The following is a 17098-nucleotide window of genomic DNA, read 5'->3' on the forward strand; positions in this document are numbered from 1 at the left end:
CCGCGGTTCCGTCACGTTGCGAGGTCGCTTGCCCCGACAAGGACTTGGAGCGAAGGCTTCAGGCGGCGGCGTTGATCGAGCGCAGGCCCGCCACGAGGTCCGAGAACCGGTCGCCCTGCACGATGACGTGGGCCCGCAGCAGATCTCCCGCGGCGGCCTCGTCCCCCGAGACGATGGCGGCGACGACCGCCTCGTGCTCCGCCAGCGATTGCCCGAGGCGGTGGCGGGCGCGCAGTTGCAGGCGCCGGAAGGGGGCGAGGCGCCGGTGCAGCTGCCGCGCCTGCTCCTCCAGGAAGCCGTTGCGGCAAGCGCGGTAGATCACCGTGTGGAAGATGTAGTTCTCGGCGTAATAGGTCTCCGGGTCGCCGGCCTCGGCCGAGGCGGCGCAGGCAGCGAGTGCGGCCTTGAGGGCGGCCTCGTCCTCCAGGATCAGCCGCCGCGCGGCGAGGCGCCCGCAGGAGGCCTCGATCTCCGCCATCGTCTCGAACATCGCGATGAGGAGCTGCGGGTCCGGCGCGCTGACGATGGCGCCGCGCCGGGGCTTGATCTCCACCAGGCCGGTCATCGCCAGTTGCAGCAGCGCCTCGCGGATCGGCGTGCGCGAGACTCCGAAGCGTTCGGCGAGTTCGGTCTCGTCGAGCCGCGCGCCGATGGCGAGGCGACCATCCACGATCTCGGTCTCGATGGTCTGTCGCAAGCGTCGCGATTGGTTCATGTGCGCGTATCCCCGCCTGCCTCGATCCAGGCGTCCGGTGAAATATCAGGCCTCATCATTATTCATCCGCGTTGACAAAATATACAAGACATAGTTTCTTGTATATCGAGATGGCGCTGCAGTATAAATGCTGCGCTGCAAAACGGAGCGGACGCGGGTCCGCCCAGGGAGACACGCCATGATGCTGACGCGCCGCGCCCTCGTTGCAGGGGGCCTCGCCGCCCCCGCCATCCTGTCGCTCGGGTCGCGCGCCCGGGCCGCCACCACCCTGAAGATTTCGCATCAGTTCCCCGGCGGCACCATCGACGAGGGCGACTTTCGCGATCGCATGTGCCGCAAGTTCGCCGCGATGCTGGCCGAGCGCTCCAAGGGCGCCCTCGAAGTGCAGGTCTATCCGGGCTCGTCCCTGATGAAGACCAATGCCCAGTTCGGCGCCATGCGCAAAGGTGCGCTCGACCTGTCGCTCTACCCCTCGCCCTACGCGGGAGGCGAAGTGGCCGAGATGAATATCGGCCTGATGCCGGCGCTGGTCAGCTCCTACGAGCAGGCCGTGGCCTGGAAGAAGGCGCCGGTCGGCCGGAAGCTGACCGAGATCCTGGAATCGAAGGGGATCGTCCTCGTCTCCTGGGTCTGGCAGGCGGGCGGCGTCGCCAGCCGCGAGCGCCCGCTCTACGCGCCGGCCGACGCCAAGGGCCTCAAGGTTCGGGGCGGCTCGCGCGAGATGGACCTGATGATGAAGCAGGCGGGTGCCGCCACCCTGTCGATCCCCTCGAGCGAATCCTACGCCGCCATGCAGACGGGCGCCTGCGACGCGGTCATCACCTCGTCCACCAGCCTGATCTCGTTCCGCCTGGAGGAACTGTCGAAATCCCTGACCTCGGGCCGCGAGCGCTCCTACTGGTTCATGCTCGAGCCGATCATGATGTCGAAGATCACGTTCGAGCGCCTGCCCAAGGATCAGCAGGACCTGATCATGGCGATCGGCGCCGAGCTCGAGCCCTTCGGTCAGGCCGGCGCCAAGGCGGACGACACCCGGGTCGAGGAGATCTTCACGAAGGCCGGCGCCAAGGTCCAGAACCTCGACGAGAAGACCCTGGGCCAGTGGCGCGATGTTGCCAAGGACACCGCCTGGAAGGACTTCGCGGGCAAGTCGGCGGGTTGCGCCGAGCTCCTCAAGCTGGCGGAGCAGGTGTCGTGAGCCACGCCTTCGACGCGGCCTCGGCGGCAGCCGAGACGCACGCCGCGCCCGAGCCCCGCGTGCCGGGGCTCCTCGGCGCCATCGACCGGTCCCTGAAGGGGGTCAATCACGTCATCATGCTGTTCGGGGGCATCGCCCTCGTCTGCGCCTGCCTGGTGTTGAGCTACAGCGTCGTGATCCGCTACGTGCTGCACGAGCCCACCGACTGGCAGGACGAGATGGCGGTGTTCCTCATCGTCGGCGCCACCTTCTTCTCGGCCGCCGCGGTGCAGGCCAAGCGCGGCCACGTGGCGATCGAGGCCCTGACCGGCCTGCTCTCGCCGCGGGTGAACCGCGCCCGCCTGCTGATGGCGGACGTGATCAGCTTCATCTTCGTGGCGTTCTTCGCCTGGAAGAGCTGGACCCTGCTGCACGAGGCCTGGGTCGACGGGCAGGTCTCTCAGTCGAGCTGGGGACCGCCGCTCTGGATCCCCTACATCCTCATGTCGATCGGCATGACCCTGCTCGGCGTGCAGTTCGCCCTCCAGATCGCCGAGGAGCTCCTCTACGGCGCCGAGAAGGCCGGCTGGGCGAACCCCAAGATCGGGATCGGTGCCGACGTCAACCGGGACATGCACGGCCGCCCCGGTCTCACGCCGGACGGTACCCTGCCCCTCGGCGATCCCCTGGCCAACACAGCTTCGGGCCATCCTTCCCCGGCGGGTCATCCGCTGGCCAGCACCCCTGCAGACACGAAGATCACCGGGAGGCATCCATGAGTGTCGCAGCCATCGGCTTCCTCTATGCGGGCGCGACGCTCAGCGCGATGCTCGCCGGCATCCCCATCGCCTTCGCCCTCGGCTTCGTCGCCCTGGCCTTCATGTACATCTTCATGCCGGCCGCCTCCCTCGATACGGTGGCGCAGAACGTCTACGAGGAGATGGCCTCCATCACTCTGCTGTCGATCCCGCTCTTCATCCTGAAGGGCGCTGCGATCGGCCGGTCCAAGGCGGGGCAGGACCTCTACTCGGCGATGCACGCCTGGATGCACCGCATCCCCGGCGGGCTCGGTATCGCCAACGTCTTCGCCTGCGCGCTCTTCGCCGCCATGGCGGGGTCGAGCCCGGCCACCTGCTCGGCCATCGGCTCGGCGGGCATCCCGGAGATGCGCAAGCGCGGCTACTCGCCGGGCTTCGCGGCCGGCATCATCGCGGCGGGCGGCACCCTCGGCATCCTGCTGCCGCCCTCGATCACCATGATCCTCTACGCGGTGGCGGCCGAGCAGTCCCTGGGCCGCCTGTTCCTCGCCGGCATCGGGCCGGGCCTGCTGCTGGTGTGCCTCTTCGCCGCCTGGTCGGCCTACCGCTTCCGCTCGGAATACGCGGCCGCGAAGATCGCCTACGAGCGGAACGGCACCGCCTCGGCGATCCTGGCGGAAGACACCTACAGCATGCGCCAGCGCTTCTCGACGCTGCCGCGGGTGCTGCCCTTCGTGATCCTGCTCACCGGCGTGATGGTGGCCCTCTACGGCGGCTACGCCACCCCGTCCGAGACGGCGGGCCTGGGCGGCCTCCTGGCGCTCGGCCTCATCGCGATCATCTACGGCGTCTGGCGCCCGCGCGACGTCAGCCCGATCCTGACCGCGACCCTGCGGGAATCCACCATGCTGATGCTCATCATCGGCATGTCGCTCCTCTACGCCTACGTGATGAGCTACCTGCACATCTCGCAATCGGCGGCCGCCGCGATCGTGGCGATGCAGCTCTCGCCCTGGGTGCTGCTGGTGACGATCCTCGGCCTGGTGATCGTGCTCGGCTTCTTCCTGCCGCCGGTCTCGATCATCCTCATGACGGCGCCGATCATCCTGCCGCCGTTGAAGGCCGCCGGCTTCGACCTCGTCTGGTTCGGCGTCGTGATGACCATCACCATGGAGATGGGGCTGATCCACCCGCCGGTGGGCCTCAACATCTTCGTCATCAAGAACATCGCCCCCGACATCCCGCTCAAGGACATCATCTGGGGTACGCTGCCCTTCGTGATCCTGATGGGCGTGGCGATCCTGATCCTCTGCCTCGTGCCCGGCATCGCCATGACGCTGCCGAACTGGCTCCTGCCCACGACGCGCTGAGCGCCGGGACACACTCTTCAAGCGGGAACGGCGGGGCGAAAGTCCCGCCGTTCTTCGTTGTCGGGACCTAGCCCGCCAGGATGGTGGCGATGACCTGCCGGGCGCGCTCCAGGTCGCGGCGCGCCTCGGCCTCCGCCGCCTCGGCCTGCGCGAGGCGGTGGACCGCATGCATCAGGGGGGAGCCCTTGGCGAGCGCCGCCAGGGCCGCGATGGATTCGGGGTCGACCTCCACGAGGTGGGCCGTGTCGCCGAGCAGCAGCGCGACCCGGTGCTCGCAGTGCAGGCCCTCCACGCCGTCGGCGCAGGTGCAGGTAAAGCGAATGCCGCGCCCGGTCTTCGTCGCTTCCATCCGGTGCAGAACGGCGCCATCGGGGCTACGGACGGAGAACATCAGCGACGTCATCGGGGCTCCAGACAGGTTTCAGCGTCGCGCTAGCCGGTATCAGCCAGCGCGAGACCATGGAATCCTAGACCGGGTTGCAATCCGACGCACCGTCTTGTCTCGCCGCAGGCGCATCCGCATATTCGAACATAAAGGGAACGCGCACCTGTGGACGGAAGGTGCCGAGGGACAGGGTCCATGAGAACGGCCGACAAGCAGATCGCGGACATCCTGGTGCGCTACGGCGAGCCCTTCGGGGGCAATGTCTGGCGCGTGCAGGGCACCGCCGTGATCTATCACAAGACTCTGGAGCGGATCGCCGCCCAGGCGGGCATCACCTTCGACCCGCCGACCCTGGTGCGGGCGGAGCGCGACGAGGCCGTGATCCTGGTCACCGGCCGCCTGCCGGGGGCCAAGGGCGGGGCCGAGCGCGTCGAGTGGTCGATCGGCGAGGCGCTGGTCAACGTGAACTACCGCGTCTCCGGCCGCCAGGCGGGCTACGTCTACGCCATGGCGGAGAAGCGGGGGAAGGACCGCGTCATCCTCAAGCTCCTCGAACTGCACGGGCTGGTCTATTCCGAGGAGGAGGCCGACGAGTTCCGGCAGGGGCATCCGGCCGCCGTGCAGGCCGTGGACGACGCCTTCGACGATCCCGATCCCTTCGACGAGGTCACCGAGGCCGAGGCCGACCTGAAGCGGCGCATCGACGAGCGCATGAGCATCGACGCCGTGACCGACCTCATGCTCGAGCCGGAGACCCAGCGGATCCTGGGGCAGATGCCGCCGGGCACGCGCGACGAGGTGCGCGACTACGCCAAGGCCCGCCTCGTGGCGCTCGGCTGGCCGCCGAAGAAGCCCGGCCGCCGCGCCGCCTGACCGTGATCCGTCGAGGCCCCGCCCGTGAACAGGATGATCCGGCCCGGTGACCTCAAGCCCCACGAGCCCCAGGACCGGCTCGTGGGGACGATCGAGCGCGTGACCTTCCACAACGCCGAGACCGGCTTCTGCGTGCTCAAGGTCCACGTCGCGGCGAGGCGCGACCTCGTGCCGGTGGTCGGGCACGCCCCCGCCATCGCGGCCGGCGAGTGGATCGCCGCCACGGGGCAGTGGGTCACGGACCGCCAGCATGGCCTGCAGTTCCGGGCCGACACCCTGGCGCTGACGCCGCCCACCGGCGTCGCCGGCATCGAGCGCTACCTCGCCTCGGCGCAGATGTGGGGCATCGGCCCGGCCATGGCCAAGCGCATCGTCGCCCTGTTCGGGGAGGCGACCTTCGAGGTCATCGAGGCCGAACCGGGGCGTCTCACCGAGGTGGAGGGCATCGGCCCGAAGCGCGCCGCGCGCATCGTGCGCGGCTGGGCCGAGCAGAAGGCGGTGCGGGAGATCATGATCTTCCTGCACGCGCACGGGGTCGGCACGGCGCGGGCCGTGCGCATCTTCCGCACCTACGGGCAGGACGCCATCGCGGTGATGACGACCGACCCCTATCGACTCGCCCGCGACATACGGGGCATCGGCTTTCGCACGGCGGATGCCATCGCGCTGCGGCTCGGTCTCGGCCGGGAGGCGCCGGAACGGCTGCGGGCCGGGGTCACCTTCGCGCTGCAGACCGCCACCGACGAGGGCCATTGCGGCCTCCCCACCGAGCGCCTCGTCGGCCTCGCGCACAGGCTCCTCGACGTGGCGCCGGACCTGATCCGGGTCGCCATCGCCCTGGAGCTGCGCGGCGCGGACGTGGTCGCGGACACGATCACGGACGAGACCTGCCTTTTCCTCAAAGGCCTGCACGGCGCGGAGCGGGGCATCGCCGACCGGCTCCTCAACCGCACCTTCGGAACGCCGCCCTGGCCGGCGATCGACGTGGGCAAGGCGCTGCCCTGGGTCGAGGCGCGCACGGGCCGGACCCTCTCGCCCTCACAAAGGGCGGCCATCGCCACGATGCTGGCCGCGCCGCTCTGCGTGCTCACGGGCGGGCCCGGAGTGGGCAAGACCAGCACCCTCGACTCACTCCTGCGCATCCTCACCGCCAAGGGCGTGCGCGTGCAACTGGCGGCCCCCACCGGTCGCGCCGCCAAGCGCATGACGGAACAGACCGGACTGGAGGCCAGGACCATCCACCGCCTCCTCGAGATCGACCCGAAGCAGGGCGGCTTCGCCCGCAACGCGGACAACCCCCTGGCCTGCGACCTCCTCGTTCTCGACGAATGCTCGATGATCGACGTGCCGCTGATGAACGCGCTCCTGAAGGCGGTGCCGGAGAAGGCCGCCCTGCTCCTCGTCGGCGATGTCGACCAGTTGCCCTCCGTCGGGCCCGGGCAGGTTCTTTCCGACCTCATCGCCTCGGACCGCGTGCCGGTGGCGCGGCTGACGGAGGTGTTTCGCCAGGCCGCCAGCAGCCGGATCGTCGTCAACGCCCACCGCATCAACCGGGGCCTCATGCCCGAGGCGACGCCCGGGGAGGGGCCTTGCGACTTCTACCTCGTCGAGGTCGACGACCCGGAGATCGGGCTCGCCCGGCTGGTGGAGGTGGTGACGCGGCGCATCCCGGCGCGTTTCGGCCTCGACCCCATCCGCGACGTGCAGGTGCTCACCCCGATGCTGCGCGGGACGCTCGGCAGCCGCAACCTCAACCACGCCCTCCAGGCCGTGCTGAACCCGAGCCCCGCCGAGGCGGTGGAGCGCTTCGGCTGGCGCTTCGCGCCGGGGGACCGGGTGATGGAGACCCAGAACGATTACGACCGCGAGGTCTTCAACGGCGATCTCGGCCTCGTCGCCCGCATCGACCCGGAGGGCGAGGCGGTCATCGTCAGCTTCGACGGACGCGAGGTCGCCTATCCGTATGGCGAGCTCGACACCCTGGTGCCGGCCTTCGCCACCACGATCCACAAGAGCCAGGGCTCGGAATACCCAGCGGTGGTCATCCCGGTCGTGATGCAGCACGTCACCATGCTGGCGCGCAACCTCCTCTACACGGCGGTGACCCGGGGCAAGCAACTCGTCGTGCTGGTCGGCCAGCGCCGGGCGATCCGGATGGCCGTCGGGGGCGGGGCGCAGCGTCGGCGCTGGACGAAGCTGCGCGAATGGCTGACAGCATCCCCATCATGCTCCGCTTGCTCAGACTGATGCGCTGCTTGCTCGGACGGCATCCGCAAGCTTAGCGGGACCACCTTCGAAGACGTCGGACAGCACAACCGTCTTCCTGCGGCACAATGCTCGGCGCGAAAAATCTTGTGGAGAACGAAAAGAGAACATATCTTGCTGCGGTACGGATGCGTCTGCCCCCTTCGAGCCTGAGGCGTGCTGGAAATGGCTGTTCCGACCTATCGCTTCCACTGCACCGACGGCCACGTCGCCATCATCGATCCGGTCGGGATCGGGATCGCCGACAGAGCCCAGATCCGCGTGCATGCGGGTGACGCCGCGCGCTTCGCCATGGAGCGCGTGGGCGCCGGCCTCGATTGGGCGGATTGGATCGTCGATGTCCATGACGGACAGGGACGCCGCGTCCTGGTCCTGCCCTTCCGCGACGTCGCGGTCTGGTCACGGGCCGCCTGAACCCCCGAAGTGAGGAATCCCAGCGGCATGTCGAAGCGTCCCGCCTATGCCATCGAGACCCTATCCTACAGCACCACACGCCTCGTCCGTCTCGGCGGCCGCAAGGTCGCCATCCTGTTCCCGCCCCTGGAGGCGGGGGGCTGCTACCAGCTCTATCCGCACCCCGACACGTTCCGGAGCCTGACCTTCGCCGGCCTGCCGGCCCCCTTGCGCCCCGAATTCATGTCCTTCGAGAGCCTCGACGCCGTCCGCGCCTTCCTGGGGATCCGGTCCGAGTCGGACACGGCCCACGCCCTGCCGATGGCGGCCTGAGGGCGCCGTCGCAGGGGCGGAGCGTTCTGCTGAAAACCGCGGGCGGCACCCCGTCCTTATCCAGGCCGTCTTCGGCTCCGGATCGCGGGCGTGCGGCGTCTCCTTCGCCGCCTAAGTTCGGTTGCGACGCGTCGAACGCCGGCAGGCCCCACATATGCGCCCGTCCCAGGACGCCAGGATCCCCGGATCCCAGGAAAACGCGCGCCTTTCATCCTTTGAGTACGGGTTGTTAACGAAGCGGTAACCATACCGGGCATCAATGGTCTGGTAAGGAATCGCGAGAGCCCGTGACTGACTCAAGCCCTCCCCGCAGACCCGTTCAGCTTCGCGGCCGCGCCTTCAAGTCCCTGGTGCTGGCTCCGGAGACTCCGCTTCCCGATTGGTTCGCCGATCTGGACGAGGCGCTGAAGCGTTCGCCGACCCTGTTCGACGGACGCGCCCTGATCCTCGACGTGGCGGCGCTTCGACCCGCCGCGTCGGACCTCGACGGCCTGCTGGCCGAACTCGGCAGCCGCCGGATCCACATCCTCGGCATCGAGGGCACCAGCCTGTCCCTCCACGGACCCGGGCGGCCGCCGCTCCTCGTGCAGGGGCGACCGGTCTCGACCATCGAGATCCCGGCCCAACCGGAACCGGAGCCGGTCGTGCCGCCGGCCCCCCCGGAGCCGGCCACCACCTCGCTCACCATCGAGGGCTCGGTCCGCTCGGGCCAGTCCATCGTCCACCCCACCGGCGACGTCACCGTGATGGGGTCGGTCTCGTCCGGCGCGGAGATCCTCGCCGGCGGCTCCATCCACGTCTACGGCGCGCTGCGCGGACGGGCCATCGCCGGCGCCGCACGCAACCCCCGCGCCCGCATCTGCTGCCGCAAGTTCGAGCCCGAGCTTCTCGGCATCGACCGCCTCGTCCGCACGGCCGAGGAGATGGGTACTCACCTGCGCGGCAAGGCCGTGCAGATCTGGCTCGATGGCGGCGCCATCAAATTCGCATCCTTGGATTGAGGAGACAGCCCATATGGCCAAGATTCTGGTCGTGACATCCGGCAAGGGCGGCGTCGGTAAGACGACGACGACGGCAGCCCTCGGCGCAGCCCTCGCGCAGGCCGGCAAGAGCGTGGCGGTGGTCGATTTCGACGTCGGCCTGCGCAACCTCGACCTCGTGATGGGCGCCGAGCGCCGGGTCGTCTACGACCTCATCAACGTGGTCAACGGCGACGCCAAGCTCAACCAGGCCCTCATCCGCGACAAGCGGCTGGAGAAGCTCCACCTGCTGCCCGCCTCGCAGACCCGCGACAAGGACGCGCTCACCGACGAGGGCGTGGCCCGCGTGATGGACGAACTGCGTGAGAAGTTCGACTGGGTGATCTGCGACTCGCCGGCCGGCATCGAGCGCGGCGCGACGCTCGCCATGCGCCACGCGGACGTCGCCGTCGTGGTGACCAACCCGGAAGTCTCCTCGGTGCGCGATTCCGATCGCATCATCGGGCTCCTCGACTCCAAGACGCTCAAGGCCGAGCGCGGCGAGACGATGGAGAAGCACCTCATCCTCACCCGCTACGACCCCGCCCGGGCCGATCGCGGCGACATGCTGAAGATCGAGGACGTGCTCGAGATCCTCTCGATCCCGCTGCTCGCCATCATCCCCGAGAGCACGGAAGTGCTGCGCGCCTCCAACGTCGGCTGCCCGGTCACCCTGAACAACCCGCTCTGCGCCCCGGCCCGCGCCTACACCGACGCCGTGCGCCGCCTCACCGGCGAAGCGGTCCCGATGTCGGTCCCCACCGACAAGAAGTCCTTCCTCGACAAACTCTTCACCCGGAGGGCAGCATGAGCCTCCTCAACATGTTCAACCGGCGCGGATCGGCGCCGGTCGCCCGCGACCGCCTGCAACTCATCCTCGCCCATGAACGGGCGGGGGCCGGCGGCTCCGATCTCGTGATGGTGCTGCGCGAGGAGATTCTCGCCGTCATCGCCAAGCATGTCGAGGTTCACCGCGACAAGGTCCAGATCCGCCTCGACCGCGGGCAGGACATGTCGACCCTCGATATCGACATCGAGCTGCCGCTCACGCCGGCCAAGGCCGGCGGAGCCAGGGGCATGGAGAAGGCTGCCAAGGTCGCCGAGGCGAAGGCCTCGGAGGCCAAGGCCACCGAGGCCAAGCTCAGCGACGGCAAGGCCAAGGCGACGAAGCTCGCCGCCGCATGAGATCCCCACCAGCGTCCCGGCCGGCACACGCCGTCAGGCACCGATGAACAACCCGGCGAGCGTCGCGCTCGTCAGGTTGGACAGGGTGCCGGCCAGGATCGCGCGAAGCCCGAAGCGGGCGATCTCCGCCCTGCGTTCCGGCGCGAGGCTCCCCAAGCTCGCGAGCTGGATCGCCACCGAGGTGAGGTTGGCAAAGCCGCAGAGCGCGAAGCACAGGATCGCGGCCGTGCGCGGATCGAGGCTCCCCGCCTTCAGGACCGGTGAGAGCTGCGCGTAGGCCAGGAATTCGTTGAAGGCGATCTTCTGCCCCAGCGCCCCGCCGACGAGGCCGGCCTGGTCCCAGGGCACGCCCATCAGCCAGGCGAGCGGTGCGAAGACCGGCCCGAGCATGCCCTCGATGCTGAGCGCCGGATAGCCGACAAGGCCGCCCGTCCAGCCCATGAGACCGTTCGCCAAGGCGATGAGCCCTGTGAAGGCGATGAGCATCGCCCCCACCGACACCGCCACGGCCAGACCCTTCTGGGTGCCGTCCGCCGCCGCCTCGATGACGTTGACGGCGCGCGTCTCGCCGAAGGTGACCTGCGTGCTCGTCACCCGGGTCGGCTCCGTCGTCGGCACCAGGATCTTGGCGTAGAGGAGCCCGCCCGGAATCGCCATCACGCTGGCGGCGAGCAGGTACTCCATCGGCACGCCGAGCGCCGCGTAGCCAGCGAGAATCGTCCCCGCCGTGGAGGCGGCCCCGCTCGACATCACCGCGAAGAGTTCGGCCGAGGTCAGCGCCATCAGGAACGGTCGCAGCGCGATGGCGATCTCGCTCTGGCCGATGGCGATGGTGATCACCGCCGAGAAGGTCTCGATGCGCGAGGTGCCGAGCACCCGCTGCAGCACGGCGCCGATGGCGCGGGCCGCCGCCTGCATCACCCCGACATGGTAGAGCACCGCGATCAGCGCCGAGACGTAGATGATCTGCGGCAGGATCCGCAGGGCCAGGATGAAGCCGCTGCCGCCGAACAATTCGAACATCCGGGGCTCGACGAGCCCGCCGAACAGGAAGGCGGTGCCCCGGTCGCCGTAGTTCAGCACGGTCTGGACGAAGGAGGCTGCCGCCGCGAGTCCCGTGCGGCCCAGCGGCACGAACAGCACCAGGGCCCCCAGTGCCACCTGGAGCGCGAGGGCCGAGACCACCACGCGGGGCGCGATGGCGCGCCGGTTGGTGGAGAACAGCACGCCGATGGCGAGGAGCAGGATCAGGCTCGCACCCGCGTGAAGAAGCTTCTCGACCATGCCGCCCCGCTGTTTTTTCGGTAGCGAGCAAGCCCGATGCCGCGCGGCGTGTCGCGGGGAAAATCGGTGCGGCCCACCGGGTTCGGATGGCCGACCGGCCTGCACCCCGTCCCTCGGCAGGCGAGGCGAGGGGGGATGCCTGCCCTCGCTCGGGTCACGGACCCGCCCGAGCGTCATGACAGTGTCGCGGGCGCTTGCGATCCAGCGCCGCGACCGCCGGACATTTGCCGGCAACAGGGCCGGTTCCGGATGCAGCGCCTCCTCACCGACACCACTGCCCTGCCGGGCCTGCTCTTTGCCATGCGCTTCGACGCGCAGGGGCACGGGCACCTGCTGGCGCCGAGCGACGAGATCCCGGAGCCGGTCACAGAGGGCTTCCTCTGGCTCCACCTCGACCTGGTGGATGCGCGCCTCGATCGCCTCATCGCCGCCGGGCACCTCGGCCCGCCGGCGCTGGCCGCCGCCACCTTTGCCCGGGACGGCCACCAGCGCGTGGTCATCGAGGGCAGCGATCTCGGCCTCGTCATCGCCGACCGCGCGCGGGAATTCGACGGCCGTATCGAGGAGGAGCCGGCCGGGCGCCTGCATTGCGTGCTCGGCGCCCGCCTCCTCGTCAGCGGTCGACGCCACGCCACGGCGGCGGCCGAGGCCGCCCGCGACGTGGTGCTGGCCGGTCGGCTCGTGCCGACACCGGCCGCGCTGCTGGAGATCTTCGTCACCGGCGTCGCCGCCGCCCTCGACGCCTCGGCCCGGCGCTTCTCCGACGAACTCGATACCATCGAGGACCGGATGCTCGACGAGGACCAGCCCGACGATGCCCGGCCGCTGGCGCCGATCCGCCGGCAGGCCGTGCGCCAGCAGCGTCAGCTCGCGGGCCTGAGCGCCGTCTTCCACCGCCTCGAAGCCGAGACCGAGGAGGCGGACGACGCCCTGCCGGAGGCGGTGGTGAGCATGGCCGCCCGCGTGGTCCAGCGCCTCGATTCGCTCCACCGCGACATGCTGGTCCTGTCCGAGCGCAGCCGCCTGCTGCAGGACGAGATCGCCGGGCGCACCGCCGCCGAGACCAACCGGCAGCTCTTCACGCTGTCGATCCTCACCGCCCTGTTCCTGCCGCCCACCCTGGTGACCGGCGTGTTCGGCATGAACACCAAGGGGTTGTTCCTCGGCGATTTCGAGAACGGCTCGCTCCTCGCCCTCGTGCTCTGCGCCACTGCGGCGCTGGCCGTCTACGGGGTGATCCGCCGACTCGGACTCGTCAAACGCCGCGCCTCGCCGTAAGCGGGCGTCCTGAAATCACCGCGATCCCCGTGGCCTCGTCATCGAAGCGTCACGTCCCATCGCGAACGCTGCGCGCCAGCCAATTCCGGAGCCTTACCCCGCATGGACTTCTTCCGCCGCTTCACCGTCCTGATGTGCGCGCCGAACTTCGACCCCGACGATCTCGAGGGCGTGCGCGTCCAGCAGATCATCGGCTCGGTCGAGAAGCTCGGCTTCGAGGTGGTGCGGGCCCGGCGCGTGGAGGACGCGGCCATCGCGGTCCAGACCGATTCCGCCATCGGCTGCATGGTGGTGGACTGGGGCAAGCGCGGGCTCGACGGCAAGGCGGCGGCGCTGATCAATCTCATGCGCAAGCGCGGGCTGGAAATGCCCATCGTGATCATGGTCCGCCGCAAGCGCCTCGAGGATATCCCCGTCGAGGTGCTCGACTTCATCGACGGCTACATCTTCCTGGCCGAAGAGACCCCGGACTACATCGCCCGCGGCCTGGTGAGCCGCGTGAAGCAGTACGCCGAGACCCTGAAGACGCCGTTCTTCGGCGCGCTGGTCGACTATGCCGAGCAGGGCAACCAGCTCTGGACCTGCCCGGGCCACAACGGCGGCATCTTCTACAATCGCTCGCCGATCGGACGCATCTTCGTGGAGCATCTCGGCGAGGCGGTGTTTCGCGACGACCTCGACAATTCGGTGCTCGATCTCGGCGACCTCCTCGTCCACGAGGGACCGGCCCTGAAGGCACAGAAGGAAGCCGCCGTCATCTTCGGGGCGGAGAAGACCTACTTCGTCCTCAACGGCACCTCGGCCTCGAACAAGATCGTGCTCTCGGCCCTGGTGGCGGAGGGCGACCTCGTGCTGTTCGACCGCAACAACCACAAGGCGGCGCATCACGGCGCGCTCTTCCTCGGCGGCGCGATCCCGGTCTTCCTGGAGACCGACCGTAACGCCTACGGCCTGATCGGCCCGATGTATCACGAGGCCCTCGACGAAAAGGTCATCCGCCAGAAGATCCGCGACAACCCGCTGATCACCGACAAGGAGGCCTGGAAGCGCGAGCGCCCGTTCCGTGTGGCGGTGGTCGAGCAGTGCACCTACGACGGCACCATCTACAACGCGCAGATGATCCTCGATAAGATCGGGCACCTCTGCGACTACATCCTCTTCGACGAGGCCTGGGCGGGCTTCATGAAGTTCCACCCGCTCTTCGCCGGCCGCTTCGCCATGGGCCTGAAGGGCCTCGACGAGACCTCGCCGGGCATCATCGCCACGCAATCGACCCACAAGCAGCTGGCGAGCTTCTCCCAGGCCTCTCAGATCCACACCAAGGACAGCCACATCCGGGGCCAGACCCGTCGCATCGAGCACCGGCGCTTCAACGAGACCTTCCTCGTCCACGCCTCGACCTCGCCGTTCTATCCGCTCTTCGCCTCCCTCGATGTCGGCGCGCAGATGATGAAGGGCCGCTCCGGCGTCGTTCTGTGGGACGACACGATCCGGCTCGGCATCGAGTGGCGCAAGAAGGTCCGCGCCATCCGCCGCGAGTTCGAGGAGAAGGAGGGCGATCCGCTCCGCCGCTGGTTCTTCGACCCCTTCGTGCCCGATACCGTGCAGGGGCCGGACGGCAAGGTGCCGTGGGAGAGCATCTCGACGGACGAGCTCGCCAGCAACGTCAAGTACTGGGAGCTGACGCCCGGCGCCGACTGGCACGGCTTCACCCACGTGGCGCCCGACTACGCCATGACCGATCCCAACAAGCTCACCGTGCTCACCCCCGGCTTCAACCGCCGCACCGGCGAATACGCCGAGCACGGCGTGCCGGCGCCGATCGTGGCGCAGTACCTGCGCGAAAACCGCATCGTGCCGGAGAAGAACGACCTCAACTCGCTGCTCTTCCTGCTGACGCCCGGCGTCGAATCCTCCAAGGCCGGCACGCTGATCTCCGGCCTCGTCGCCTTCAAGCGCCTGCACGACGACAACGTGCCCCTCGAGGAGGCGATGCCGGAATTCGTGCGGCGCCGGCCCAACCGCTACAAGGGCGTGCGCCTGCGCGACCTCTGCGCGGATTTCCATGCCTTCCACCGCGAGCACGGCACCAGCACGCTCCAGCGCAAGCAGTTCGAGCCGGGCCACCTGCCCGAGATGGTGATGACCCCCAAGGAGGCGGTCCAGCAGCTCACCCGCAACAACGTCGATTACGTGCCGATCGCGGAAGCCGAGGGCCGCGTGGCGACGACCTTGCTTCTGGTCTACCCGCCGGGCATCGGCACGGTGCTGCCGGGCGAGCGACTGGACGAGCGGGCCAAACCCATGCTGGACTACTTCAAGATGTTCGAGCGCTCCGCGAACCTGTTCCCGGGCTTCGAGGCCGAGATCCAGGGCGTCTTCCGCGATGTGGATCCGGACGGCACGATCCGGTTCCACACCTACGTCATGCGCGAGGGCCGCTGATGCCGGGCCGGGCGGAGAGCGACCCCGACCTCGTCATCCGCCCGTCCTCGGACGCCGACGTGCCGGACATGGTGGACATCTACGCCCACCACATCCGGCGCGGGGTCGGCGATGTCGGGGATTTCGAGGCGGATCCGCTGCATCCCGACGACCTGAAGAAGCGGCGCAAAGCCATGCGCAAGAAGCGCCTGCCGCACCTCGTGGCCGACCGCGACGGCATCGTCGCGGGCTACGCCTACGCGGTGCCGTTCCGCAAGCGCCCGGCCTACCGCTACACCCTCAAGCACTCGATCTACGTGCACCACGAGCACCTGCATGCCGGTATCGGCCGGCGGCTGCTGCCCGCGCTGATCGAAGCCTGCGCGGCCGGCGGCTATCGCCAGATGATCGGGTATATCGACGCCCGGAACGAGGCGTCCCTGCGCCTTCACGAAGCCTGCGGCTTCGTCCGCGTCGGGCTGCTGCCGGCGGTGGGCTACAAGTACGGGCGCTGGAGCGACAGCGTCATGGTCCAGTGCGCGCTCGGCACCGGCGCCTCCGACCAGCCCGGCACCTGGACCCGCCCCGTCGAGGCGGTGACGGCGGGGCATGACTGGATCGGGAAGTAGGGGGGCGCCAGGACGGGGCCGACGCCGGGGCGCGCGGACGGCGCCGCGCGCCTATTGCTGCGTGCGGTTGATCAGCGCCTGCAGCGCGCGGGCCACCGCCTCGCTGACGTTCTTGCGGTACTTGCGGTGAACGAGCTGGCCGTTGTGGTAGATATCGTGCTCGACATAGAGCTTCTCACCGTCCCAGCGGACGATGTTGTCGGTCTCGGTGGTCTCCTCGACGCCGAGATCCTCGCGAAAGGTAACGCCACCGGCTTGCGCAAACATGGCCCGTCCCTGGTGATCGAAGCGACTTCCCGGCTTCGTGGAGGCACATTGTAGGCAGGCGGCGCGCGGTGCGCTACCCGAAACGGGTTTCAGCGCACCGTGACCTGATCCTTGATGCGCTCGTAGACGGCGCGGCTGAGCACCCGCTTCGAGAGCAGCTCGCCGATCGAGGTGTAGGGCCGTTTCTGCACGATGGCGCGCCCGATCATGCCGCCACCCTTGAGACTGTTCAGGTCCGCGAGGCTGCCGCTGTTGAGGTCCACGACCGCGACGCCGCGCGGGCCGGCGCTTTCGGCCGCTTCCCCGGCGGCGTCGGTCTGCGTCGCGGGACGGCCGAAATCGAGGGGCGGAGCGGATGGCGGCATCGGCGGGGGCGCCGCGGGCACGCGGACCGGCGCGGCCTCGGCCTGCGGCGGCGGGGCGACCGCAGGGGGCGGGGCCGGTGCGGCGTCCGGCTTCGCGGGCGGGCTCGCCGGAACGGTCGGCCGGGTCACGACGGGCGGGAGGGCCGCCTGCGCACCGGCCCCCGGAACCGGTTTCGAGATCGGCGGCTCGGCCGGGCCGGTGTCATGCGGCAGCAGCATCTGTACCAGGGCCGCGAGCAGGGCCGCAACCACGAGGAGCACGCCGACGCGCAGGATCGCTGAACCGCTGAGCATGGATGGCGGCCTCGCGCCCGTGAACGAGCCAGAGGGTTAACATAGGCAACAAAGCGAAGTCTCGGGCCCGGCCCGGCTGTCCTC

The 17098-nt window shown here is 69.3% G+C and carries 17 protein-coding genes and 1 pseudogene; 13 read left to right on the plus strand and 5 right to left on the minus strand.

Annotated elements, in window-relative coordinates; all coding sequences use genetic code 11:
* Positions 1-58 precede the first annotated feature (58 nt).
* Positions 59-715, minus strand: a complete 657-nt coding sequence (locus tag OF380_RS09720; protein ID WP_264050560.1) for a GntR family transcriptional regulator — start codon at positions 713-715, stop codon at positions 59-61.
* A 178-nt stretch (positions 716-893) separates the two neighbouring features.
* Between OF380_RS09720 and dctP the strand changes: the two genes are divergently transcribed.
* Genes dctP through OF380_RS09735 form a run of 3 tightly spaced genes read left to right on the plus strand, consistent with a single transcriptional unit; the run spans position 894 to position 4020 of the window.
* Complete coding sequence (gene dctP / locus OF380_RS09725; RefSeq protein WP_264050561.1) at positions 894-1913, plus strand: TRAP transporter substrate-binding protein DctP; 1020 nt, start codon at positions 894-896, stop codon at positions 1911-1913.
* Positions 1910-2671, plus strand: coding sequence for a TRAP transporter small permease (locus tag OF380_RS09730; protein WP_264050562.1), 762 nt, complete (start codon positions 1910-1912; stop codon positions 2669-2671). Before dctP ends, OF380_RS09730 begins: the two co-directional genes overlap by 4 nt.
* The gene (locus tag OF380_RS09735; protein ID WP_264050563.1) at positions 2668-4020 is read left to right on the plus strand and encodes a TRAP transporter large permease; all 1353 of its coding nucleotides are present in this window, start codon (positions 2668-2670) and stop codon (positions 4018-4020) included. The genes OF380_RS09730 and OF380_RS09735 overlap by 4 nt, the downstream gene beginning before the upstream one ends.
* A gap of 67 nt (positions 4021-4087) precedes the next feature.
* Here OF380_RS09735 and OF380_RS09740 read toward each other — a convergent pair whose 3' ends face one another.
* Positions 4088-4423, minus strand: coding sequence for a hypothetical protein (locus OF380_RS09740; RefSeq protein ID WP_264050564.1), 336 nt, complete (start codon positions 4421-4423; stop codon positions 4088-4090).
* A 177-nt stretch (positions 4424-4600) separates the two neighbouring features.
* On the opposite strand from OF380_RS09740, the gene OF380_RS09745 reads away from it, so the two are divergent.
* The 7 genes and pseudogenes from OF380_RS09745 to minE all read left to right on the plus strand — a co-directional run.
* Positions 4601-5278: a trna delta -isopentenylpyrophosphate transferase gene (locus tag OF380_RS09745; protein ID WP_264050565.1), complete on the plus strand. Its 678-nt coding sequence runs from the start codon at positions 4601-4603 to the stop codon at positions 5276-5278.
* A 33-nt stretch (positions 5279-5311) separates the two neighbouring features.
* The gene (gene recD2 / locus OF380_RS09750; RefSeq protein WP_264051272.1) at positions 5312-7525 is read left to right on the plus strand and encodes an SF1B family DNA helicase RecD2; all 2214 of its coding nucleotides are present in this window, start codon (positions 5312-5314) and stop codon (positions 7523-7525) included.
* 183 nt (positions 7526-7708) lie between these two features.
* On the plus strand, positions 7709-7957 hold the full coding sequence (locus OF380_RS09755; protein ID WP_264050566.1) for a DUF6894 family protein: 249 nt from the start codon (positions 7709-7711) through the stop codon (positions 7955-7957).
* A gap of 27 nt (positions 7958-7984) precedes the next feature.
* Positions 7985-8269 (plus strand): hypothetical protein, encoded by a 285-nt coding sequence (locus tag OF380_RS09760; protein WP_264050567.1) that lies wholly within the window; start codon positions 7985-7987, stop codon positions 8267-8269.
* 287 nt (positions 8270-8556) lie between these two features.
* Positions 8557-9270 carry a septum site-determining protein MinC gene (gene minC / locus OF380_RS09765; protein WP_264050568.1) on the plus strand — a complete coding sequence of 238 codons (714 nt, stop codon included), beginning with the start codon at positions 8557-8559 and terminating at the stop codon, positions 9268-9270.
* 13 nt (positions 9271-9283) lie between these two features.
* Complete coding sequence (minD, locus tag OF380_RS09770; protein WP_264050569.1) at positions 9284-10099, plus strand: septum site-determining protein MinD; 816 nt, start codon at positions 9284-9286, stop codon at positions 10097-10099.
* Positions 10096-10359, plus strand: a pseudogene (gene minE / locus OF380_RS09775) (cell division topological specificity factor MinE); the annotation flags it as partial. The gene minD and the pseudogene minE, both read left to right, overlap by 4 nt.
* Before the next feature lie 147 nt (positions 10360-10506).
* Here minE and OF380_RS09780 read toward each other — a convergent pair.
* A complete protein-coding gene (locus OF380_RS09780; RefSeq protein ID WP_264050570.1) occupies positions 10507-11757 on the minus strand; it encodes a NupC/NupG family nucleoside CNT transporter in 1251 nt (416 codons plus the stop codon).
* A gap of 249 nt (positions 11758-12006) precedes the next feature.
* Between OF380_RS09780 and OF380_RS09785 the strand changes: the two genes are divergently transcribed.
* The 3 genes from OF380_RS09785 to OF380_RS09795 all read left to right on the plus strand — a co-directional run bounded on the left by OF380_RS09785 (position 12007) and on the right by OF380_RS09795 (position 16088).
* Positions 12007-13035 carry a CorA family divalent cation transporter gene (locus tag OF380_RS09785; RefSeq protein WP_264050571.1) on the plus strand — a complete coding sequence of 343 codons (1029 nt, stop codon included), beginning with the start codon at positions 12007-12009 and terminating at the stop codon, positions 13033-13035.
* A gap of 102 nt (positions 13036-13137) precedes the next feature.
* Positions 13138-15480, plus strand: a complete 2343-nt coding sequence (locus OF380_RS09790) for an Orn/Lys/Arg family decarboxylase (RefSeq protein WP_264050572.1) — start codon at positions 13138-13140, stop codon at positions 15478-15480.
* Positions 15480-16088, plus strand: a complete 609-nt coding sequence (locus OF380_RS09795; RefSeq protein WP_264050573.1) for a GNAT family N-acetyltransferase — start codon at positions 15480-15482, stop codon at positions 16086-16088. The genes OF380_RS09790 and OF380_RS09795 overlap by 1 nt, the downstream gene beginning before the upstream one ends.
* Before the next feature lie 51 nt (positions 16089-16139).
* Here OF380_RS09795 and OF380_RS09800 read toward each other — a convergent pair whose 3' ends face one another.
* Positions 16140-16355, minus strand: coding sequence for a hypothetical protein (locus tag OF380_RS09800; RefSeq protein ID WP_056178740.1), 216 nt, complete (start codon positions 16353-16355; stop codon positions 16140-16142).
* 89 nt (positions 16356-16444) lie between these two features.
* The gene (locus OF380_RS09805) at positions 16445-17014 is read right to left on the minus strand and encodes a helix-hairpin-helix domain-containing protein (protein ID WP_264050574.1); all 570 of its coding nucleotides are present in this window, start codon (positions 17012-17014) and stop codon (positions 16445-16447) included.
* Positions 17015-17098: the final 84 nt, after the last annotated feature.

It is taken from the genome of Methylobacterium sp. FF17 (assembly GCF_025813715.1).
GTDB classification, from domain to species: Bacteria; Pseudomonadota; Alphaproteobacteria; order Rhizobiales; family Beijerinckiaceae; genus Methylobacterium; species Methylobacterium flocculans.